This is a genomic window from Photobacterium japonica (assembly GCF_050337005.1).
Classification (GTDB): domain Bacteria; phylum Pseudomonadota; class Gammaproteobacteria; order Enterobacterales; family Vibrionaceae; genus Photobacterium; species Photobacterium japonica.
In genome coordinates this window covers 79,399-102,099 of sequence record NZ_JAKJSN010000017.1, presented here as the reverse complement: position 1 = coordinate 102,099, position 22,701 = coordinate 79,399, and the positions used below count along the sequence as shown (strand labels likewise).

15 protein-coding genes are annotated in these 22,701 nt (G+C 48.4%); 13 read left to right on the top strand and 2 right to left on the bottom strand.

What is annotated here, in order from left to right; translation table 11 throughout:
- The first annotated feature begins 407 nt into the window (after positions 1-407).
- On the top strand, positions 408-2,189 hold the full coding sequence (locus L4C36_RS07855) for a chitinase (RefSeq protein WP_428477246.1): 1,782 nt from the start codon (positions 408-410) through the stop codon (positions 2,187-2,189).
- Positions 2,190-2,469: 280 nt separating this feature from the next.
- Positions 2,470-4,119, top strand: a complete 1,650-nt coding sequence (locus L4C36_RS07850; RefSeq protein WP_428477245.1) for a glycosyl hydrolase family 18 protein — start codon at positions 2,470-2,472, stop codon at positions 4,117-4,119.
- 119 nt (positions 4,120-4,238) lie between these two features.
- Here L4C36_RS07850 and L4C36_RS07845 read toward each other — a convergent pair whose 3' ends face one another.
- Positions 4,239-9,545: an SslE/AcfD family lipoprotein zinc metalloprotease gene (locus L4C36_RS07845; protein WP_428477244.1), complete on the bottom strand. Its 5,307-nt coding sequence runs from the start codon at positions 9,543-9,545 to the stop codon at positions 4,239-4,241.
- A gap of 544 nt (positions 9,546-10,089) precedes the next feature.
- On the opposite strand from L4C36_RS07845, the gene L4C36_RS07840 reads away from it, so the two are divergent.
- The 3 genes from L4C36_RS07840 (at position 10,090) to L4C36_RS07830 (ending at position 12,417) form a co-directional block, all read left to right on the top strand.
- Entirely contained in the window at positions 10,090-10,323 is a 234-nt protein-coding gene (locus L4C36_RS07840) for a glutaredoxin family protein (RefSeq protein ID WP_428477243.1), read from the top strand.
- 66 nt (positions 10,324-10,389) lie between these two features.
- Positions 10,390-10,956, top strand: coding sequence for a sugar O-acetyltransferase (locus tag L4C36_RS07835; protein WP_428477242.1), 567 nt, complete (start codon positions 10,390-10,392; stop codon positions 10,954-10,956).
- A 150-nt stretch (positions 10,957-11,106) separates the two neighbouring features.
- On the top strand, positions 11,107-12,417 hold the full coding sequence (locus L4C36_RS07830; protein ID WP_428477241.1) for a DASH family cryptochrome: 1,311 nt from the start codon (positions 11,107-11,109) through the stop codon (positions 12,415-12,417).
- 613 nt (positions 12,418-13,030) lie between these two features.
- On the opposite strand, the gene L4C36_RS07825 is transcribed toward L4C36_RS07830, so the two are convergent.
- Positions 13,031-14,062 (bottom strand): GlxA family transcriptional regulator, encoded by a 1,032-nt coding sequence (locus L4C36_RS07825; protein ID WP_428477240.1) that lies wholly within the window; start codon positions 14,060-14,062, stop codon positions 13,031-13,033.
- Between the two features lie 133 nt (positions 14,063-14,195).
- Here L4C36_RS07825 and L4C36_RS07820 point away from each other — a divergent pair, with 133 nt between their 5' ends.
- From L4C36_RS07820 to L4C36_RS07785, 8 genes are all read left to right on the top strand, one after another.
- Positions 14,196-14,807, top strand: coding sequence for a LysE family translocator (locus L4C36_RS07820; RefSeq protein ID WP_428477239.1), 612 nt, complete (start codon positions 14,196-14,198; stop codon positions 14,805-14,807).
- A 364-nt stretch (positions 14,808-15,171) separates the two neighbouring features.
- Positions 15,172-16,029, top strand: a complete 858-nt coding sequence (locus L4C36_RS07815; protein WP_428477238.1) for a hypothetical protein — start codon at positions 15,172-15,174, stop codon at positions 16,027-16,029.
- A gap of 540 nt (positions 16,030-16,569) precedes the next feature.
- Positions 16,570-19,002: a DMSO/selenate family reductase complex A subunit gene (locus tag L4C36_RS07810; RefSeq protein ID WP_428477237.1), complete on the top strand. Its 2,433-nt coding sequence runs from the start codon at positions 16,570-16,572 to the stop codon at positions 19,000-19,002.
- A 12-nt stretch (positions 19,003-19,014) separates the two neighbouring features.
- Positions 19,015-19,641: a DMSO/selenate family reductase complex B subunit gene (locus L4C36_RS07805; protein WP_428477236.1), complete on the top strand. Its 627-nt coding sequence runs from the start codon at positions 19,015-19,017 to the stop codon at positions 19,639-19,641.
- On the top strand, positions 19,638-20,483 hold the full coding sequence (locus L4C36_RS07800) for a dimethyl sulfoxide reductase anchor subunit family protein (RefSeq protein WP_428477235.1): 846 nt from the start codon (positions 19,638-19,640) through the stop codon (positions 20,481-20,483). Before L4C36_RS07805 ends, L4C36_RS07800 begins: the two co-directional genes overlap by 4 nt.
- A 99-nt stretch (positions 20,484-20,582) precedes the next feature.
- A complete protein-coding gene (locus L4C36_RS07795) occupies positions 20,583-21,236 on the top strand; it encodes a TorD/DmsD family molecular chaperone (RefSeq protein ID WP_428477234.1) in 654 nt (217 codons plus the stop codon).
- A 3-nt stretch (positions 21,237-21,239) separates the two neighbouring features.
- Entirely contained in the window at positions 21,240-21,830 is a 591-nt protein-coding gene (locus L4C36_RS07790; protein WP_428477233.1) for a 4Fe-4S binding protein, read from the top strand.
- Positions 21,831-22,087: 257 nt separating this feature from the next.
- Entirely contained in the window at positions 22,088-22,636 is a 549-nt protein-coding gene (locus tag L4C36_RS07785) for an outer membrane beta-barrel protein (protein ID WP_428477232.1), read from the top strand.
- Positions 22,637-22,701 lie beyond the last annotated feature (65 nt).

The following is a 22,701-nucleotide window of genomic DNA, read 5'->3' as shown; positions in this document are numbered from 1 at the left end:
GCACTTATACATTTTGACGTAAAAAAGCCGCACACAAAACACACCACTCACAACGATTGTTTTTCAGTTAAAGTCACCACAGTGAAGCAAGATCACACAAACAGACAAAACTAAACACCTAATTTACCTTAAAATCCAGACGTTAAAACCAAGACAATCAAGTGCATGGCGAATTAAGCCTTGTTATATATTGAGAGAGTTACGTACTACCTGTGCTATGAAAAAACGGACTCGGACCTTTGTATGCATGTTGGTTCACTTCCGCCCCATTCATCCAAGGCGTTATGTTTGGCGTTACGCATGATTGGGCAGAAGGCATATAGACCCGCAAGCGATCATACAGGTTGATAACTCGGCCCAAGGGAATAGCACAAAAACGACATGCACTTTTTTAAAGGAATATTTACATGTTGAAAATGAAACATTTAGCTGTACTCGTGGGCTGTACGCTTGCGACAAGCAGCTTTGCGATGAACATTCAACCTGACCCGGAAAATCCAGGCGGTTTCGTGATTCCTCGCGCAGACATTGAAGCGGCAGAAAAAGCCAAAACCAATGACCCAATGTACGCCGTTTGGGCGAAGGCATTGGAAACCCTAGACAATGCTAAGGTAGAAGCGATCCTGCCTGGTCTTGCTTCTAACCCAGTGAACGTTATTCGTGCTGAAAAAGTTTTCCCTGAAACAGAGTGGGATTTCTTAACCGGCATGGCCGCGCCAGAATACACCTACACCCGTTTCCTACGTGCGATTGGTAAATTCCCTGCGTTCTGTGGCGATTACACTGACGGCCGTGATTCGGATGCGATTTGTAAAAAATCCATCATCACGGCGTTTGCGCACTTTGCGCAAGAAACCGGTGGCCACATTGCTATCGACAATACATGGGACAACCCTGAAGGCCTAGAAGAGTGGCAGCAGGCGTTGGTTCACGTACGTGAAATGGGTTGGGCAGAAGGCCAACCAGGTTACACCACAGGTTGTGGTGGTAACGATTGGCAAAACCGTAAATGGCCATGTGCCGACGGGCAGGGTTACTTCGGTCGTGGTGCAAAACAGCTTTCTTACCACTTTAACTACGGCGCGTTCTCTGAAGCTATGTACGCCGGTGATGCCACCGTCCTACTGAATAATCCTGCCCTTGTTGCGGACTCTTGGTTGAACCTTGCTTCTGCTATTTGGTTCTTCCTCACCCCGCAGGCACCAAAACCGGCGATGCTGCACGTTATCGACCGTACTTGGACACCGTCTCAGCGTGAGAAAGATGCGGGCATTGGTTACGGCTTCGGTACCACGATCAACGTGATCAACGGCGGTATTGAGTGTGGTGAGCAGAATAAAGACAAAGGTCAACCTGTTAACCGTATCCGTTACTGGGAAGGTTTACAGAATCACTACCAAATTCCTGTGGAAGCCGACGAAGTCAATACCTGTTGGCAGCAGCTGCCATACGGGAGCTTGAACCTAAACGGCGCAACCGATGTGCTGTACACCAACTGGGAAGCAGACTACAAATACCACTCTGATCGTCCTGGCGGCGTGTCGTTTGAGTGTAAGCTAGTCGGTTACCAAACCGCTTACTCTGCCCTTGCTAAAGGCGATTACGAAAAGTGTGTCACTGACGTATACGACGCACAAATCAGCTGGCCTGACGTGCGCGTGATCGACGGCCCAATCGATCCAGGTCCGGGCCCTGGCCCTGGTCCAAACCCTGATCCTGACCCTGAACCAGGCGACTTCCCTGCATGGGAAGCCACTAAAGTGTACACCGGTGGCGATAAAGTGAGCCACAAAGGCGCGAACTACGAAGCCAAGTGGTGGACACAAGGTGACGACCCAACAAAAGCGGGCCCATGGAAACAAATCGGTGGCACAACCCCACCAATCGATCCACCGGTCGATCCTGAGCCACCAATCGATCCACCGGTCGATCCTGAGCCACCGATCGATCCACCAGTAGACCCTGAGCCGCCAATCGATCCACCGGTTGATCCAGAGCCACCAGTTGATCCACCGGTAGACCCTGAGCCACCTGTAGGTGTGACTGAGTGGGTTGCTGGCCAAACTAAAGTCAGCAACGGTGACATGGTCACTAACGGTGGCAAGTGCTTCGTTGCGAAGAACAACCCTGGTGTTTGGGAGTCTCCAACCGCGAGCAACTGGTTCTGGGATGAAGTGCCTTGTAGCTAATAAATACTGATTCACGTATTTATTTTTAACTAAGGGATGCTGTTGCATCCCTTTTTTATATAAAACAGACAGCAAACCATTTTATTTATAGATTATCACGATACAGTCGACTTCTATTCCCCACCGATGTCGATCACTGTTTCAGGTAATATCAATAGCATTGTCATGGTTATTATAAAGGTGGCTCGCACAATTCCCTCCCTCTGCCATAACACGTCTTGAGAATCATTTTTCACCCTTTTATACCTTGATGGTTACTTTTAAATCAAAGGAGCTGAAAGTGAACAACCCTCTACCCTCATTAAAAAAAACCACCCTTGCCGCGGCGCTACCCTTACTGCTCACTGTCGGTATTGGCGCAAGCACCGCCAACGCCATGCCACCGTTATTGCATGACTACTTCACTGGTCAGCACGGCAATTATGAGCAAACCAGTGGCAAAGTCGTCGCGACTTATATTGCAAACTGGGGCAATCCAGACAATATTGATAACGTCAATGGCGATAACCTTACTCACATTCTATACGCCTTCTTAGATATTTGTGGCCCCAATGAGCGCCCTAGCATGGCACAGATCTGTGCCGACAAACCGGATTACACACTGGCTGAGAACGCGACCTCTATCGATAAAACCTTTGCGGCTAAATTTGCCGAACTCAAGGTCAAATATCCACACGTGAAAGTCTTACCGTCCGTCGGTGGCTGGGGCGGTGAAGGGCCGTTTGCGCCGATGGCCATGAATCCAGAAAACCGCCAATTCTTCGTGAACGCCGTCGTGGAGTACGTGAAACACAACCCGAGCTTCGATGGGATCGATATTGACTGGGAGTGGCCGCGTGACACCGCAGAAGGTGATGCCTACGCCGACTTAATGATCGACCTACGTGCGGGGTTAGATGCGCTGTCAAAAGAAACCGGCCGTGACTATTTAGTCACCTCAGCCATTGCGACGGCAGAGAGCTATGTAAATAAAGTCGATTACAAACGGGCTGAACCCGCCATGGATCTCATCTTCCTGATGACCTATGACTTCTACGGCGGTTGGTCAATGGACAACGTAGGTCACCACACCTCGCTGCAGCCCCATGAAGCGAACCTCGCTAATGGCTACGGTTATGGCGGTGCAGTTGCCGTACAAAACATGCTAAACATTGGCATGCCTGCTGACAAACTGGTGTTAGGGATGGCGAAATATGCACGAGGATGGGATGGTGTCACACCAAGCAACCTCGGCACGCCATTAGGTGGCACGGCAACCGGTAAGTTCCCGAAACCGGTACAGCCGTGGGATGAAGCGGGTGTCGCCACTTACTCGCGTTTAGTCGCAGACATCATCGGACCAGATGGCGTCGGGATTGATGGCTTTGACGTGCGCTACGACCCAAGCTGTGACTGTCACTATGCATGGCGGGAAAGCGACGGGGCACTTGTGGGGTTTGACCACCCGAAGGATGTGGAGAACAAAGCCCGTTTTGCCGTTAGCAATAAGCTGGCCGGGGTCTTCTCATGGGAATACGGCCAAGACAACGGCGATTTGCTTAACGCAATGAACTACGGCATCGGTAATCTTGATAATGATCTCCCGACTGGGCCTGATGCGTGGCTCGCTAGCAAAGTATATGTAAAAGGCGATGTCGTCTCATTCAACGGCGAGATCTACGTAGCGAAGTGGTGGACCAAAGATGAAGAACCGGGTAACCCTTATGGCGCATGGGAAAAAGAACTCCCTTGGTTTGATAACGAATGGTCACCAACCCAAGTCTATCAAGCTGGAGATTCCGTTTTGTACTATGGCATGATTTACCAAGCGAAATGGTGGACACTGAACAATGAGCCTGGGGATAAATTTGGCCCATGGGAAGAACTGGCTCCGCCTCCACCGTGCGGTGTGGTAGCCCCAGCCGAACGCTGCGCCCCACCAGCAATGTAAGGCACTGGCGACGAGTAATTAACGATCGTAAATGGCATGCTTAGGTATGCCGTTTTTTGGTTTTTATAAAAAAACGGGTTTCCAAAGAAACCCGTTTAATATCTAATTGATCTTAAGCCTTATTTTGACTGCCAATATAGGCTATCAACAGTCTCAGGACCAGAGTCAGGTTTTGGTAGTCTCATGCTATTAAGCATATCGAATCCATGCCCACTATTTACAACTCCTCCCATGTATGTCTTTACGCCTTCAGCACTGGTAGAGCTAGACTCTCCGACGTTCCATTGTGCAAAAAAGTCTCGTAAATCATAACCCGATACATGCGAAGCACACACCATCAACAAATCACCATCAGATAGACCTGTTTCTGAAGAAGAGCAGTAGTTGATGCCCGTATCACCTTGCTTATCACCACGCGCTTTACGGTGCATCAGTTTGAACATGTTCCAACCTTCATCAGCACTGTACATGGTGGGCTTCTTATCGACAGCTTTATACCAGTCATCAATCTTGAAGTGGGTTTCTGCCCACACTTTCAACTGACCAAACATCACCAAACGTAGACCCGCATCACCGTGTGCCCACGCATGGCCATTATTGCTGCTTAGCCAAAACGGTGCTTTCTGGATATCAATTTTGATACGATCCATTTCCGGTACAGTCTCTGCATCACCATAACGACCAGCCAATTCCTGCATATACAGGGCAAGGATATTGTTCGTTACTTCGGTTGAACCAGCGACACTGAATGGTGCTGCCGCCAAGTTATGACCCACTTCATGCCATAGCAACCAATCATTCAACGCATTGGTTGGAATCGTAGTGCCATTTGCATTAAACGAACTGTTCATCACCGGATAACCAGAGTGCGCAGCACCGATAGATATCTGTACATCGTTCACGAAACGGTGACGGAACGCTTTCAATTCCTCGTAAGTAAAGCGACGGTGTGAACCACTTGCTGTGACTTCATCACGCCCATAAAAATCACTCGCCGCATCCGCAAAGCGATTCATTTCTTGGCTGAACTTAGCCAAATCAGCCGTTCTCACGTTGTTGATCGCAGTGGTATAAATAAACGTACCCGTATCTACCTCAGCAATCGGCGCTGTCGCTTCTGTCGGTGAATGGATCCACGCCCCATCTTTCCACCATGCTGCACGCTCAACACCAGTGAAGTTGAACGTCACTTGCGAGTTATCACCTTCTGCCACTGCATGTGGCTTCACTGTGATCAAGCCGCCATATGGCACTTTGAACGAAGTAGAACGACCATCATGAGCAAAGCTCATCTGCATACGCGGCGGGCGGTTCAAACGGGTTTCATGCTGCGGCTTACCGGTCAGGTCATCAGCCATCATGACTGTGATCGTCGCTCTCACACCACCTGTGACGGTCACTTCTTGTAGTTGTGGCGCCCAAAGGCCGGTTGACTGGTTATTGCCAGCAGAGAACGTAACTGCATTGCCAGCTGTTTCAATGGCAGCCGAACCAGATGTACCTACACCAGCACTTTGACCCGGATACTTTGTGGTATCCACCACAATTTCATGATCCCAGAACGAACGGCCCAACATGATACGTGTCAGCGGTTTTTCCATGTAGTTCAACGGGTAGCTTGGGTTCATTTGCCCCACCAGCTCTCCTTCACCATGGATCATACCATTCGCGACTAACGTATTTCGCAAATCAACCGGACACTCTGTTCCACCTTTATGCTCGTTATTGGTGTAACAGTTGAGCATATTCACAACCGTTTCAAATCCCAGCTCATCTTGTGGCTGTGCTGAGTTGTAATAGTACTCGTTGTCGTTCCATAGCCAAACAGACAGGTTGTCATACGTCTGGTTCAGTTCAACGGTTGATAGTCGCGTACCTTGCTTACCTTTGGTGCGGTAATAAATCTCATGCTCCAGCAATGCTGTGACGTTTGTACCAAGGTTAGCGGCTTTCACCATGCTGGTGACCACATCTGGGCTCATTTCATAACGGTCAAAATCAGCACGCCAGTAGTTACCACGAACAACGACACCGTCACCTTTACGAACTTCGATACAGTTAAATTCGTACTCATAACTGTGCGTACACACCGGTGTTCCAGGGAATGCAGCTTGAAGCTCTTTGATTTTTGCTAGCTTATCCGTTTCACTTTTTACAAAGTGATGCGCATATTTACTATCAATAATCTGCTGACCATTATTATCGAGAACCGGATTACGTTCTGCATCCACACGCGGCCATTCATATTTTGGAATTTCCAGATCAGGCATGTCCACAGGGGGGGCCCACTGAACAATCCCTTTTCCATCTTCGCCAGCAACCACTGTAAATGGTGGTTTACCGTTCACATCTGGGAAGCGCTCCAACACCACCAAATCGTACTGACTGTTCACATGCAGGTTCGGGTACATGGTCTGGCAATAGTAAGAAGACCCACAGAACGCCTGATTTGTTGGCGTGACATTACTGCCACCCAATGAGACACCCACCGCATCCGCTAAACGACCAATTGGCTCAGGATTCGTTGCCCCATCGATCGCATCCATGAACAAGACGTTACCGCCTTCATTGATGTACTGAATCAATGCCGTAATATCGTCTTGTGTCAGGGCTGGATTGTCCAAATCAGCGATATAACGCACGGACATACCATCACCCAGTGTTTTCGGGGTGTATGCCTGCAAGATCAAGATTGGCGTGTCTGTCGGTGAAATACCGGTAAAACCCCCTTTACTTAACGTTCTGACCTGATGGAATTCGTATTCAGGACTGATAAAGAAATCATACTGGCGACCGTGAGAGATATTGCTATGAGAGGCAGCCGCCTTCTCAATATTTGTCGCAACAGCAAACGTTCCGTCAGCCATTTGAGGCGCAAACCACGCAAACATATTATCAAAGAAGCGCTTCATGCTTCCTTTATCGTTACGTGCATCACCTGACAAATCAGATGTCGTCGTACATTCCGTGACATCGCTATTAATGCGCAAATGTTCATTTGCCCAATAGTTTTCAGGGCACGACAAGATGCTTGGGTACATACTGTTGCCCATGAAGACAACCTTACCTTTGCCCAAAAGACCCGCTGTTACAAATGGGAAACCATACGTTGCATTGTCTTTGGAAACCGTCGGGATCTCCGTCATCTCGATGCCAGGGAACATTGCTAAATATGGCTTGCCTTCACGTGTCCATGCTTGCTTTTCGCCAAATGGCAATTCACGGTTGATATCCGCTCGCGGCATCATGAGAGGAAACGCATCGTTAGACATGTTTAATGCACGCATACCACGTGTATAACCCGTTGCGCCGTAGAAACTACTGTTATCATTAAAGACATGGAAACTGGTCACGCCCTTAAAAATTGCATTCAAAGACTGTGTCACGTAGCCCGTATCATTCATGCTGAATACACTCTGTGCAGCACGTAGGCGGGTAGCTAGCGGGGCCAGTTCGGCATCAATGATAGCCGTTAATCCCTGATCAAATTGAGCCTCAAACTCATCCGGTAATAAGAACTCTGTCCCTTCCAACTTACCGCCGTTTGGTAAATTCAGGTTGATCAATTCATTGATGACGTTAGGGTACAGTGAAAAAGTATTCTTCACTTTGTCACTGATCGCCAATGCACTGCCTGTCTGTGTACCGTAACGCTGCAATAAGGCTTGAATGTTTGCCTTCGTGACAGGGTTATCGGTAACGTCTGTCAGTTTATAGTCAATCTTATTGCCCGTAACGCTACCGAAATCAAATGTATCGATACCGAAGGCAATTTTATCGCCCCATAGGTATTCAAATTCACCGTCAGCATTCGTCACACCCACCGCATTCGATGAGAAGTAACTGATCCCACTTAACGGAGTACCGTTGGCATCTGTCAGCACGCTGACCGTTAACACTTTTGACTCTGCACTTGGCTTATACGCTAGGCTCTCTTCCGCCGCAGAAGATACAAAACCACTGTTCAGATCATTACTGCCACCAGAAACCGCAGGCACAATGCTGCTATCAACATGTGAACTTGGTGCTTTACCGACTTCATCTGTTGCTTCTTCTTCTTTCGCCTTCAGGAATTGCTCAACCGCAGAGTTATCATCTAGCTGCATGTAGATATCGGTAACATCTAGCTCATTAAACGTATCCAAACAAATGGCTTTTTCATCGTCACAACTGCTAATGCTTGACAGTACTTTAGCTGCGTTATCGCCTTTCTGACCTTTAAGATCAAACGAAGCCGGTCTAATTTCGTCTTTAAACTCTTCGTCATAATTTGGGAACGGCGCGGTAAAGTCACCCAACACAATCCCACCAAAATCACAGGTAAATGGCTGGCCTTGCTTAACTTGGAACTTGCCGTTATTTAGTGCTTCACCATTACAGCTGACATCACCGCTAATCGCCTTACCGGAGGCCAAGAATGATCCTTCGTAAGTTTGAATAGGGAATACAGGCAGCATTGGCGGTAATACCGTCACACTCACTGGTGCCGTTATCTCGAATGACCCATCAGATACAACAACCATAAAGGTAAAATCGCCAACATGGTCTTCCGTTGGTTTCAGGCTTAGTTTTCCACTCGCATCAATCGTTGCCCAATCAGGCTGATTACGCAGTGAATAGGTTAATTTATCACCGTCTTTATCCGTCGCTGTAACCTGCTGTTCTGTCGTCGTACCACCGGTTAACGTCACTTCCGGAATCGCGGTGATCACTGGGGCATTGTTTACCGCATCCGGGTCGACTGGGATCATCGCTTGTTCGACTGTCACTTTAACGGCCGCTGTTCTCACAAATGAGCCGTCAGACACAGAGACATCAAACGTTACAGTTCCTGTATCCAATGTTGTTGGCGCTAGAGTCAATTCACCTTGCGCATCAATGCTTGCCCATTGAGGAGGATTATTCAATGAATACGCTAATACATCGCCATCTTTGTCTGTCGCAGTAACTTGTACCTGTACCGTTGTTCCACCAAGAATAGAAACATCAGCAATAGCCGCGATCACAGGCGCATGGTTCACTAAATCAGGATTCACGGGAATCATAGATGTAGAAACCTTCACGACCACATTCGCTTTTGACGTGGTTTTACCGTCAGAGACAGTCACGGTAAATGTGTGGTTACCGCCATCTTTATCTTTGTCTTTTGGCGAAATGACTAGCAAACCGCTTTGGTCAATGGAAACCCAACCAGGATTACCCACCAATGCATAACGTAGCGCATCTCCGTCTTTATCAGAGGCACGTACTTGCACTTCTTTTGTTTTACCGACAAGAAGTTGAATTTCGGCAACCGATGAAATGGATGGTGCTGTATTCGCCTCAGGCACAACCGGCACGTCAGGCCCCATAGGGTGATTGTGTTCGTCCTTACAGCCTGTAAGAGCTAACGCGACTAGCGTCGTCAGTAATAATTTTTTATGCATATTGAGCGTTTCGTTATATTTATGTAGAAATAGACTCAAAGTGATGGGAAACACATCTCATGCGTTTTATGCGCACGTCACTTCAAGCCCTAAAAACGGGTTATATAGCGGCAGTATACATGCGAATAAACAGTATAAAAATCAGGCGACAAACAGCCAAAACACCCCATAAAAGCATCCAACATACTCAAAAATCACCCGTCAACGGTTTTACTATTCCCTGTCAGAAACTCGACGCTCACCTTCAACAAATAACACGTAAAATCATACTCTTATTTTGTAGGAATTTTCCCACTTTGACTTATGACAAGATTCCGACAGTTATTGATAAAAAAACACAATCGTTACCATGAAAAATGATCATAATGGTGTGCGAATGTCGCAATAAAATGATCTCTAACACACGCGCTATGTGTCCCTGCAATGACACAAAATGCAGAGTACCGATTGCATTTCTGATCAAAGCCGCTCACAGTGAGGTTCTGTTAGCCACTGGCTAACCCGTTATGCTCAATAAATACGCCTAACATAAAGATGTTTACCCATGAAACGTATCACCCTATTCACCCAGAAAAACTGCCCGCATTGCAAAGATGCCGAACGCTACATGACAGCCAAAGGCTATCCGTTCCGTCGCGTGGATGTCGCTTCCCCTAATGGCCGCAAGGAGTTAAATCAGACCGGTGCGCGCTCAGTCCCAGTACTGAAAGTGGGGGATCGTGTGTTGATTGGCTGGAACATGAAGCAGTTTGAGACGCAGCTTCACGCCAAAGACTGAAAAACTAACGATAAACCTCACGACATGATTAATGTTCATCACGTGAATGCAGTATGAGATCGTGCTATGACTGAATTTGAAAAAATGATGAATGGGCTAAATTTCGAGGGCGAAGATGCCGAAATTCAAGCCATTCGCGCGAAAGCTTACCCGTTAAAAGTCGCCATTAACCAACACCCTGGCGATGCGCCACGCGAATTAGTCGAACAACTTCTTGGCTCTTTCGGTGAAGATAGCCACATTTTACCGCCGTTCTTGTGTGAGTTCGGCAAAACGATCCACATTGGCTCACACACGTTTATCAACATGGGGGCGACCCTACTGGATAACGCGGAGATCCGCATTGGCAACCACGTATTGGTAGGGCCAAATGTACAGTTTTATACCCCAACGCACTCGCTGGACTATCGCAGCCGTGAACGCTGGGAAACCTTTTGTAAGCCGATTGTGGTTGAAGACAATGTATGGATTGGTGGCCATGTGGTGATCTGCCAAGGGGTGACCATTGGCGCACGTTCGGTGGTGGCAGCTAACAGCACCGTCACACACGATGTTCCCCCCGACACCTTGGTCGGCGGGTCACCGGCGAAAATCATCCGGCACTTAACGCCTGAGGGTGATGTGACGCCCTAGCACCTGACGGCGAATCCTCATCGTAGCCATACAATCCTTATCCCCTTTCACAAAACGCGCAGTCTCTGCGCGTTTTTAACGCTAAGTCACGCTTTCATTGTCAATCTTTCCTATAGTTAAGCTACGGCATTCATAGATGAAGGACGCACAATGGCCACAGGTTTGTTTCTTTTCCAACATGATCTTCGCCTTCACGACAACACTGCACTCATGCTAGCTGCCTCCGAAATGGATCACCTGATTTGTGTCTATTGTTTACCGTGTGAACGGGCTAACAGTCTCCCTTATTGCATCAATACACTCGGCCAACCCCGTATGCAGTTTCTTCTGCAGTCATTGCAAGATCTGTCTGAGCAACTGGCGCAGCGCAAACAATACCTGCATATTTTGCTTGAGCACCCGCTCAATATTCTCCCTGCGTTGATCACCCAACATAATATTGCGGCTATCTATAGCAGTGAAAGTGCCGGAATCTATGAACAACGGGTGTGGCAAACGCTGAAAGGGCGCTATCCCTATTTGCCATTCAAACAAGTAGCAACCCATACGCTGTTTGACCGCACTGAATTGCCTTTTTCACTGCATGATTTACCGGTCACGTTTTCTCAGTTTCGTAAGCAGGTGGAAGATTTACCGATAGAACCCTCAAGCGAGCCGCTGTCTTCTCTGCCACCGCGGCCTCATCATAGCCATCAATTTGATGTGTTGTCGCCGATCTTAAAATCGACGACTGCCAACGACTTTACCGGCGGTGAAACCGCCGCCCAACAACAAGTGACGGCCTATTTTGCCTCTTCGCACCCTCGTCGCTACAAAGAAACCCGTAACGCGCTGGATGGATGGGATAACTCAACCAAGTTTTCCCCCTGGTTGGCATTAGGTTGCCTTTCACCTCGCTATATCCTTGATCATCTTGCCACCTTCGAGCAGGACGTGGGAGCGAATGATTCAACGGGCTGGATAAAATTTGAATTACTCTGGCGTGAATATTTTCAGTGGTATGCCCATTGCCACGGTACGAAGCTGTTCGCATTTAAAGGACTGAAAAATCACGGTCCTCACACTGCCTTTTATCCGGAACGGTTTCGTCGCTGGTGTGAGGGAAACACCCCTTACCCCTTGGTGAATGCACTAATGAATCAACTAAAACAAACGGGCTATATGTCTAACCGTGGACGACAAATCGTCGCCAGCTGCCTCGTGAATGAACTCAGTGTCGATTGGCGTTATGGCGCGGGCTACTTTGAACAACACTTGCTGGATTACGATACCGCATCAAACTGGGGCAATTGGCAATACCTTGCTGGCGTCGGTGCGGATCCTGTTCCTCAGCGTCACTTCAATCTGCAAAAGCAGACAGAGCAGTTCGACCCTAAAGGGGATTTTATTCGGAAATGGGGCGGGAATAACCATGATGGTAATTTAGATTCCGTGGACGCGGCTGACTGGCCTATTTGGTAACCTATCGTAACCACAGCAATGGCTTCATGCTCGAAATAATGAAGTCATTGCCAAACACAGATAATATCCGCAGTATTAACAGGGGCAAATGAACCGATCCCTAACTAATGATCGCGCTCGATTGGCTCTCGACAAAAAATGAGCTGATAGTATTAACCTTCATTCCGTGTAAATAATAGAAACATCAGTTTTACGGCATTTTCTCCTTCTATCACATTGTTCTATTCTTCCCCCTAATATTCACCGTTTATATTTGCCTATATTGCCCCCCATGACTATACATACACAATGCCTGATTGCCCGTCGGTCTATATGTGTATGATTTTGTAAACCTCCCCTACAAGCACATCGCGCATCCAAGCACCACTGACGACATCAGCAGCCCTTTGCATGAAAAATGCTCATTAAGGAATCCACCATGAAGTGCTGCAAACACATTGAAGCGTACAGAGTGAAACGAAATTTCATTCAAAAACTGTTTTACTCCTCTATTTATCGCTGTCGAATCTGCAAAACAAAAACGCGCATTAACCGCAGTAAATAAATCATAAAATTAAAAACACAATGAAAAAATAGCGATAAATACTTTGATATCATCACTCAGCCTTATATATTATTTGGAATAATCAGCGATATATTGCCGAGGCGTAAAACCGACTTGTTGCTTAAAGACTTTGCAGAAATAATTGACATCCGAAAAGCCGACCTCTTCTGCAATATCATTCAGCCTATGCGAAGAATGACGTAAGCGCCAACGCGCGTGATCCATGCGCATTGCCAGCCAATACTGACTGACCGTGATAGAAAATTCCGTCATAAACAGCCGATCTAACTGACGTCGACAGACCCCTAATTCTGCAGCAAGCTGAGCGGCCGTTTGTTTCTGATGTAAATAATGGTGCATCAACACAATCGCTCGCTGCACATGTCGGCTGCTGTCTGAACGCGCCGCCATCACATCATCAAACGATTGAATCGCGTGTTGTGAAGGGCGAACAGTATCCACCAGCATATCTGCCAAGCCTTTCACCGCCTTATTATAGCCACAATGACGAGACACTAACGCTACCGCCAGTTCAATCGTGGCTGCACCACCGACACAGCTTATCCGCTTACCATCAATGCAAAAGAGCTGTTCCGGTTGTACGGTGACATCAGGGAAAGCCTGTTCAAATTCTGGAACATGCCGCCAATGCACTGCCACCTTACGTTGCTGCAACAAGCCAAGAGCAGCAAACAAAAACGTCGCATTATCCACACTGACCAACGTCAAGCCCTTTGCGGCGGCGCGACGCAAAAACGCTTTATAGGTGGGCGCTTGTGCGATACACGCTTGCGCACTGCGGCCACCAAATACCACCACGTAGTCATAGTGTTCCAATGTGACCTCATCCAGCCCTGCCGGCACATCAATTGTCACACCACTACTGGAAAGTAACGCCCCGGCTTTTTCACCCGCGATAGTCCAACTGCAATATTTTTGCTGGCTGTGATCTTCTTCATCAGCAGAGAAACGTAATTTATCGAGAAACCCACCCAACGGCAGCAAATTGAACTGCGGCATCGGTAGCAACAGAAAACGCACATCTGGCTGAACGCTTGACGTTAACGCTGAGGCCGCGGTAGAGGTTAAGGAAACAGTCATGACAGAAGACTCGACACTAGCAGGAAATGTCCAGATTTTACCAAACTTGGTCCAAATTAGATCTCAGAATTATCCCCTGTGCGCCCTATACTTCCTGCCAATTCAACTTCCTCTTTTTATTAAGGCTTCTTCAATGTCTCTTGAAGCTTGGTTTCTTTACCTTTTTGCGGTGACTGGCTTGGCATGTGCACCGGGACCCAATGGCATGCTGGCACTCAGTCATGGGGCGATGTATGGACGTAAGAAAGTACTCGCCACCATCTGTGGCGGTGTCTCTGGGTTTATCTTGGTGATTGCCCTGTCCATGTTTGGCATCGGCTCACTCATGATGGCCTCATCCCATATGCTGACAGTATTCAAATGGCTCGGGGGTGCATACCTGATTTACTTAGGCATTCAGCTTTGGCGCTCACCAGGAATTCAGCTTAATCAGGATGCCCATGTCGACGATAAAGGCAACACTGCACGGTATCGTCAAGGTATGCTAGCCGCCATTTCCAATCCCAAAGTGTTACTGTTCTTTGGTGCATTCTTGCCGCAGTTCATGAACACAGAACAACCGCTATGGCTACAGTTCGTGATTCTAGCGGGGACATTTGCGGCCGTGGAATTTTGTGTGGAGTTCATGGTGGCGTGCATTGCACACCAACTGCGCCCTTGGCTAGAAAAAAGTGGCCAACGCTTTAACCGTGGTTGTGGCGCTGTCTTTGCGCTACTGGGTGCCAGTCTGCCATTAAGTCAGTAGTCAGCTAATAGTCATCAAGACTGACGCCATATCACGTTTACCTTCTTTGTGCGGGTCCGCAATACGGAACTTACGGAAATGGAACCTGCGGGTCCGCACATCACTCTCCTCTATTTGTTCCAATATGATGAAGCGTGATTAAAATATCACCGCCAAAGCGCGATCTCTCCCCCAATCTGATGATCTCACACGTGCCGTGTCTCATCAGGCATACCTGCAGACTAGACGAAACCCGATATACTTATACCCATCTTGATTTTTGAACCCCATCCCCGTCTCAAATACGCATTAAGGAAGATATCACTAGCAACGGCAGCTAGTCGTAGATTGAGTACTATGCAAAGACGTGATAACTAGGTGTAATATGTCTCAGTCTCTCATTGTCAAATACACGCTCTCAGCCCTTTTTACCCCCCTGCTCTTTGGCTGTAGCAGCACCCCCGATGAACCTCGGCGTGCTGGGGATTACAGCATGCTCGACTCCACCCAAAGCTTTATCGACCTCAATGACACTCGCCGTAATGGGGCGATTGTCGATAAAGGCACGTTTTACCCCAAAGATACTTACGCCTTTGCTTACCGGTATTGCTCAACGGGGGAAGACAATGCTCAGCGTGACATCGCGGAATACCACACCTTGGCCAAACGGGTGTGTGATGCCAACAACGGTAGCTTGATCCACCAAAAAACCGCCACATGGTGTGTCGCCAATCCCAACACCGTCAATGAAATGCCCTTGTTCTCGGCACGTATATCCAGCACGGATTTGTGGGCAGACTTGTGTTTAGACGGCCCCTTTGTCACGCTGCGATTGAATGAAAACGCCTATACGCTTGATAGCGAATGGCGAGAAGCGGCACAAATTCTGGGTTATCAACCGTATACCGCCCATAGACAATTGGTGCCAAACACTACCGTCGATACGCCGTTGCATAACACCCCACAGCCCGCGGCTGCGCCTAAACCGTGGAGCAATGAGAGCCAATATATTTACTCCAATATTGGCACCACGGTGTGCTATTACGATCAAAGCAAAACCAACGCACTTGGCTATACCTACCGCGGACAGGTTTTCAGCGTAAAAGAGGGTTTGGTGAAAGTGCTGACCCGCGAAAAGATCAAAGGGGACATTCGTACCGCCCCTGTTTGGGAACAAATAAACTGGCATGACAAAGCCTTTATTACCGCCCCAGCCAGCGCATGGTTTGTCTGCGAAAGTTAGTCTGCGGTATCAAAGAAATATAGCATTTCTGTTAAAACACTCAGTAGAAGACATAAAAAAGCTAGCGCCACAGGCGCTAGCTTTTTTGATCACCCGCCGCCCTTTTCATCAGTCAACAAAATGTAAGAAAACACAGCTTCAAAATGAAAAGATATGAACAGACCGACGTAGGCGCTGCGTCCCCCTTCCTCTCAATCATGCAGCATTTATTCATTTCTTGTATTGAGATATCTTTTAAACCACCAACCCTGTCACATTTAGACAAAAAGTGACATTGCTCACAATAGAACCACCCTGAAACACGAAGACACAGCTGTGATTGAATGTTTCACATCATGAAGATTAATGAACAACTTGTTTTTGATTGCGTCACAAAACGATCGCCAAAAATGCTTTTAATCATTTAATTTCGTTTCCTCGCCCATTACATTCCCTCTTAGAATAGGTTTGTTGAAAACTGTCATTTTATGACTTTTTTTACACCCTCTTTGTGAGCATAAAAAATCAAAAATATAAATATTCATTCATTATGGGAATCCTATGAAAAGCTGGATTAACGAAGCAATCTTGTCGCCAATGAAGCGCCGAACCTTCATGAAATGGGGTGCGGCTGTCGGCGGCACAACGGCCGCAGTTGGCATGGGACTACCTTTAAAAGCCGCTGCAGCAGAGACCGTTGCCACCCAAGACGGTGAGACGAAAACCGTTTGGTCTGCCTGTATGGTGAACTGTGGTAGCCGTTGTGCGCTACGCGTTCACACCAAAGACGGTGTGATCACACAAATTGAAACCGACAACCGTGGTGATGACAGTGAGTTTGGTTCACACCAAGCACGTGCCTGTCTGCGTGGCCGCTCCATTAAGCACCGCGTTTACAACCCTGACCGTCTGAAGTACCCAATGAAGCGTGTGGGCGAACGTGGCGAAGGCCGCTTCGAGCGCATCAGCTGGGATGAAGCAATGGATTTGATGGCGGACAAGCTAAAGTACACCATCAAAGAATACGGTAATGAGTCGATCTTCATTACTTACGGTTCGGGGACACAAGGTTACCGTACTGACGGCAAAGACTGCTTCAAGCGCCTGTTCAATATGATGGGTGGCTTCCTCGATTACTACGGTAACTACAGCTGGGGTCAGATCCAATTTGCCCTGCCGTTTACCTACGGCAATAAAAAAGCCGCAGCTAATGGCTCTTACACCTCTGAAATTGAAAATGCGAAATTGTTGGTGATGTTCGGGTACAACCCGGCAGAAACCCGCATGAGCGGCGGCGGTGAAATCCACGAGCACGTTAACGCGCAGCGTAAGAATAACGTACGTACCATTATTATCGACCCGCGTTACACCGACACCATGTTGGGTAAAGAAGATGAATGGCTGCCGATCCGTCCGGGCACCGATGCGGCTCTGGTTGAAGGTATTGCGCACGTACTGATCACGGAAAACCTGGTTGACCAAGCCTTCCTGGACAAATACTGCCAAGGCTATGATGAAAAAACCCTTCCGGCTAGCGCACCGAAAAACGGTCACTACAAGGCACACATTCTCGGTCAAGGCCCTGACGGTATTGAGAAAACCCCTGAGTGGGCGGCCGATATCACCGGTATTCCAGCGAAGAAAATCATGCAGCTTGCACGTGAAATTGGTACAGCGAAACCGTGCTTTATCACGCAAGGTACCGGTATTCAACGTCAAGCAAACGGCGAGCAGGCTTCGCGTGCCATCGTGATGCTACCAATCCTGACCGGTAACATTGGTCTGCCGGGCACGAACACCGGTGATATGCCAGCCAACTTCGGCTACCCTGCGCCAGTGATCCCATCAGGCACGAATCCTGTAAAAATCAAAGTCCCGTTCTTTAAGTGGAGCGATGCGATTTGGCGCCATAAAGAAATGACGGACAAAACGGATGGTATTCAAGGTGATGAGCGTATGCGTACGCCAATTAAATTCATCTTGGCTTACTCCGGCAACGTGTTGATGAATCAGCATTCAGATCTGAACCGTCAAGCAGAAATCATCAAAGATGAGTCACTGGCTGAATTCATCGTGGTCTGTGACAACCACATGACCGCGTCAGCCCGTTACGCTGACCTGCTACTGCCAGATGTCACCACCATTGAGAACAACGAAGTGAGCTCTGACGGTTACGCATCAGGCTCAATGGCTGGCTTGTGGCCGCTGGTACGTGCTATCGAACCGCTGTACGAAACCCGCAGCGCATACCAAATGTGTGCGGAACTGTCTAAGCGCTTTGACCTATACGATGCGTACACAGAAGGCCGTAGCCGTGATCAGTGGCTGGAGTACTTGTACACCGAGCGCATGAAGAAAGATCCAAACATTCCTTCGCTGGACGATCTGCGTAAAAACGGCCCTTACACCATTGTGGCACCGAAAGAAGGCCGCATCGCGCTGGAAGATTTCCGTAAAGACCCAGAAGCCAACCCAGTCGGCACGCCTTCTGGCCGTATCGAGATTTATTCGACCAAGCTGGAAACCATCGCCAAAGAGTGGGATATCAAAGACGGTGACGTGATCACGCCGCTGCCACAGTACGTGACGACATGGGAAAGCCATTTGGACCCGAAAACAGAGCAGTTCCCGCTGCAACTGTTCGGTTACCACACCAAAGGCCGTACGCACTCAACGTATCACAACATTCCATGGCTACGTGAAGTGGTGTTCGACGGTATTTGGATGAACCCGATGGATGCGGCGAAACGCAACCTGAAGAGCGGTGATTTCGTGAAGGTCTTCAACGACCGTGGTGAAATCCGCGTGGCAATTAAAGTCACTCCGCGCATCATGCCGGGCGTAACAGCACTGGGCCAAGGTGCTTGGTATAGCCCTGATAAGAAAGGCGTAGACCAAGGCGGTTGTATCAACTCGCTAACGTCACAACGTGCAACGCCGTTATCGAAAGGTAACGCACAGCACACCATTCTTGTTGAAGTTGCTAAAGCGTAAGGAAAATAACAAATGACTCAATACGGTTTCCACGTTGATACCAGTAAATGTACGGGTTGCAAAACGTGTCAGGTGTCTTGTAAAGACAAAAGCGATCTCCCTGTTGGCGTAAACTGGCGTCGTGTCTACGAATACGCTGGCGGTGACTGGATGCAACATGAAGACGGTACGTTCTCTAACGACGTATTCGCGTACTACATGTCAATCAGCTGTAACCATTGTAGCAATCCAGCGTGTACCAAAGCGTGCCCAACCGGTGCGATGCACAAGCGCGAAGAAGACGGCCTTGTGGTCGTGAACGAAGACGTGTGTGTGGGTTGTCGCTACTGTGAAATGGCGTGTCCTTACGGCGCACCACAGTACAACCCAGAAAAGAAGCACATGACCAAGTGTGATGGCTGTTACGAGCGTATCGGCACCGGTCAGGATCCTGTGTGTGTGGAATCATGTCCTCTTCGTGCGATTGATTTCGGTCCAATCGAAGAACTACGTGCAAAATTTGGTGACCGTGCGGATATCGCGCCATTGCCGGATCCACGTTTAACCAGCCCTAACCTTATTATCAGCACTTGCTCTAACAGCAAGCTGACTGGCGATAAGAAAGGATCGATCCAGAACCCAACGGAGGTGGGTGCATGAGCCAGTTATCATTAGTCTTCTTTACCGTACTAGCACAAAGTGCTGTCGGTATGTTCATCGCACTTGGCCTGATTGAGCTGTTCTTCAAACCCAACAACAAAGCGATGACGCGCAGCTTCATGGCGGTATTTGTACTGCTTGGTGTCGGTGCTATCGCATCGGTAACACACCTTGGTCAGCCGTTCCGTATGTTCAACGTAATGTTTGGTCTGGCACACGGCAGTGCGCTAAGCCTTGAAATCGTTGGCCTGAGCCTGTTCGGCGGCGCTGCTGTTGCGTACGCCGGTATGCGTTTGCTGGACATCATGCCAGCCATTCGTAAAGTCCTGCTACCTGTGACCATGGCGCTGGGTATTGTCTTCATCATGGCGATTGCGAACGTGTACACGCTAGTGACCGTCCCAACGTGGAATACCCCGTTCACCGCATTCCAGTTCCTGATGACCGCCGGTGTGGTTGGCCCTATCGCAGCTGCTATCATGCTGCGTGCACAATCCACCAGCATGGGCGAGGTAGCCGCAAACGCTGATCGCGCGCTGGCAATGGGTGCGGCGATCTTCGGTACCGCAACCCTAATGGGTTACGCAGCATACTTGGTATGGCTGGGCCAGTTGAACATTCAACTTAACCCGTTTGAGGTGGTGGATTACTCTTTCCGCCTCGCGATGATGCGTGTAGGTCTGTTGATGTTGGGTCTACTGGTATGGCTTGTGGCGGCAATGAAAGGTTGTAACAAAGCCATCCACGTAGCAATTGCGAGCTTTGTGCTGGTACTGGTTTCAGAGTTCATGGGCCGCGCGTTCTTCTACGATGTGTACATCAGCGCAAGCGCAGGCATGTAATCATCACTCGTACGGATAAGTACGCGGTTATTTATCCGTACCTGCAGGAAGGCTGAGCGATTAGCCTTCCTTTTTCGCATTACGAATTTCGAGTTTTTTATGACAGAGCAACAATTTCACACTCTAGCCGGTTTATCGCTAGTGAGCCGTTTCTTCTATCAGGCGTTTCACCAAGCCCCTAGCGCGGATTTCATCGACCCGATTTACCAAGAATCGTTGATTGCGCAGTGGCCGTTGGATGTGGATAACGATTCTCTGGCACAAGGCTTAGCTCTACTTGGCACCCAGCCCAACATGGCAGCGATCCAGCAGGATTTTGCCGATCTGTTCATCGGTCCTAACGCATTAAAAGCGGCACCGTGGGCATCCGTGTACCTGACAGAAGAACAAACCTTGTTTGGTGCACCGACAGCCGCCATTAAACAATTCTATCTACAATTTGGTGTAGAAATAGATACAGGCGAGCACGAGCCTGATGATCACATCGGCCTGATTTTCTGCTTTATTGCACATCTATGTGAAATGGCGCTGCAACAAGACATTGCTGACGATCAACCGTCACCGATTTTGTGCGCGTTAGAGAAGTTTTTGACCGAGCACGTATTACCGTGGGCACCGCGTATGCTGCACATCATGCGTGATGAAGCGACCACTGACTTTTACAAAGGCATGAGTTTGGCAGCAGAAGGTACCCTGCGCCAGTTAGCGCAACTGACCAAAGCCGATTACCGTATCGTACGTTTGTACCGCTAAACCATGACGGAAAAAAACGAAAAATACTATCAAGCTGTCATGGAGCATAAGCAGATCAGCCGTCGAGGATTATTCCGCGGCTTACTGTCTGGTGCCAAGAAAACCCACCAGCAGGCCGTGGTAGAACCGTTCACTCGTCTGGTCGCTCGCCCACCGACAGCGGTGGATGAAACCTTATTGATCACACTGTGTGACGGCTGCGGGGCATGTGAAAAAGCGTGTCCGCAACATGTGATCAGCATGATCAATGGCAAACCAGAACTGCATCTGGACTGTAATTACTGCACCGACTGCGGGGAATGCCAACGCGCTTGCCCAACCTTGGCATTGAGCAACACCTGTCACTCAACAGGGATGATCCCGGTATTCAGCGGATCATGCCGTCGCATGCTCTACGGCTACTGCGACATGTGCGCCGCGGACTGCCCGCAACAGGCGATAGATCTGAATGAAAAACGCCCAGAAGTGATCAAAGACAAATGCAACGGCTGCGGCCAATGCCGAACCGCCTGCCCAATGGGCGCGATCAGCTTTGCACTGTCGCCTGTGACGCCGAAAGTTCAGCAAGCGCCCGTGAAAGACACCTCGGAATAATGACTATGACAGGCATACTTCACAAATACTGCCTGTCAGTCACCCAACGCCCCCCCCTTACCCCACTCTAAAGAATTTTAAACTTATCAAATAAAATCAACATTTTGACGAGAATTACAAACAATATAATTGCTATGTAAATAGTGAAAAAGCTCAACTTTTACTATGTTCCTCCGCCGCTGGCGCTCAATAGGTAATATTGCCAAGTCAGCAGCATGTTCCAACAACATCAATAAAACGATTATTTTGAGCTTTTTATGAAAAAACACATTATTGCTTTAGCTACGATTTGCGCAATGTCTGCTTCTACTCATCTTTATGCAGCAGAAAATACATCTGGGTTTGGTATCAGTGGTGGTATCTCTATGCTTGGTGGCGACAGTGCTGATGTGTTGGATGCAATGTATGACCAAGAAACAACAGGCGTTGTGCTAGGTGCGACATACACTTGGGGCAATGGCATGTTCATTTTCGCCGACTACATTCCCACCGTTGGTGAAGGCAGTGGCTCTAACCCATACTTAGGTCTAAATGCTGAAATTTCAGCTTCAATGCTAGCATTTGGCCTTGGCTATGAAACTGAAAAAAATTTCCGTTTTGCTGCGGGTTTAAACAATACAAAGACTGAAGCGCGCGTTTGGAACCGTTATGTCAGCGTTAGCGATTCAGTAACAGAAATGGGACTATCGGTGAAAGGTGGTTACGTATTCGCTAGCAACTTTACCATCGATGCCGGCCTGCACTTCATTGACAATGCCGGTACAGACGGTGTGGTTATGGCTTTGCAAGCTGGTTATAAGTTCTAACCGAATCCAATCAAGAGAGCCTACATCACTGTAGGCTTTTCTCTCTCAAAAGTAGATACTTTGTC

Bases quoted from the DNA above. Each gene is read 5' to 3' on its own strand.
- L4C36_RS07800 (WP_428477235.1), top strand. From the start codon at position 19,638: ATGAGCCAGTTATCATTAGTCTTCTTTACCGTACTAGCACAAAGTGCT.
- L4C36_RS07825 (WP_428477240.1), bottom strand. From the start codon at position 14,062: ATGACTGTTTCCTTAACCTCTACCGCGGCCTCAGCGTTAACGTCAAGC.
- L4C36_RS07790 (WP_428477233.1), top strand. From the start codon at position 21,240: ATGACGGAAAAAAACGAAAAATACTATCAAGCTGTCATGGAGCATAAG.
- L4C36_RS07840 (WP_428477243.1), top strand. From the start codon at position 10,090: ATGAAACGTATCACCCTATTCACCCAGAAAAACTGCCCGCATTGCAAA.
- L4C36_RS07810 (WP_428477237.1), top strand. From the start codon at position 16,570: ATGAAAAGCTGGATTAACGAAGCAATCTTGTCGCCAATGAAGCGCCGA.
- L4C36_RS07830 (WP_428477241.1), top strand. From the start codon at position 11,107: ATGGCCACAGGTTTGTTTCTTTTCCAACATGATCTTCGCCTTCACGAC.
- L4C36_RS07785 (WP_428477232.1), top strand. From the start codon at position 22,088: ATGAAAAAACACATTATTGCTTTAGCTACGATTTGCGCAATGTCTGCT.
- L4C36_RS07805 (WP_428477236.1), top strand. From the start codon at position 19,015: ATGACTCAATACGGTTTCCACGTTGATACCAGTAAATGTACGGGTTGC.
- L4C36_RS07855 (WP_428477246.1), top strand. From the start codon at position 408: ATGTTGAAAATGAAACATTTAGCTGTACTCGTGGGCTGTACGCTTGCG.
- L4C36_RS07835 (WP_428477242.1), top strand. From the start codon at position 10,390: ATGACTGAATTTGAAAAAATGATGAATGGGCTAAATTTCGAGGGCGAA.
- L4C36_RS07795 (WP_428477234.1), top strand. From the start codon at position 20,583: ATGACAGAGCAACAATTTCACACTCTAGCCGGTTTATCGCTAGTGAGC.
- L4C36_RS07820 (WP_428477239.1), top strand. From the start codon at position 14,196: ATGTCTCTTGAAGCTTGGTTTCTTTACCTTTTTGCGGTGACTGGCTTG.
- L4C36_RS07845 (WP_428477244.1), bottom strand. From the start codon at position 9,545: ATGCATAAAAAATTATTACTGACGACGCTAGTCGCGTTAGCTCTTACA.
- L4C36_RS07815 (WP_428477238.1), top strand. From the start codon at position 15,172: ATGTCTCAGTCTCTCATTGTCAAATACACGCTCTCAGCCCTTTTTACC.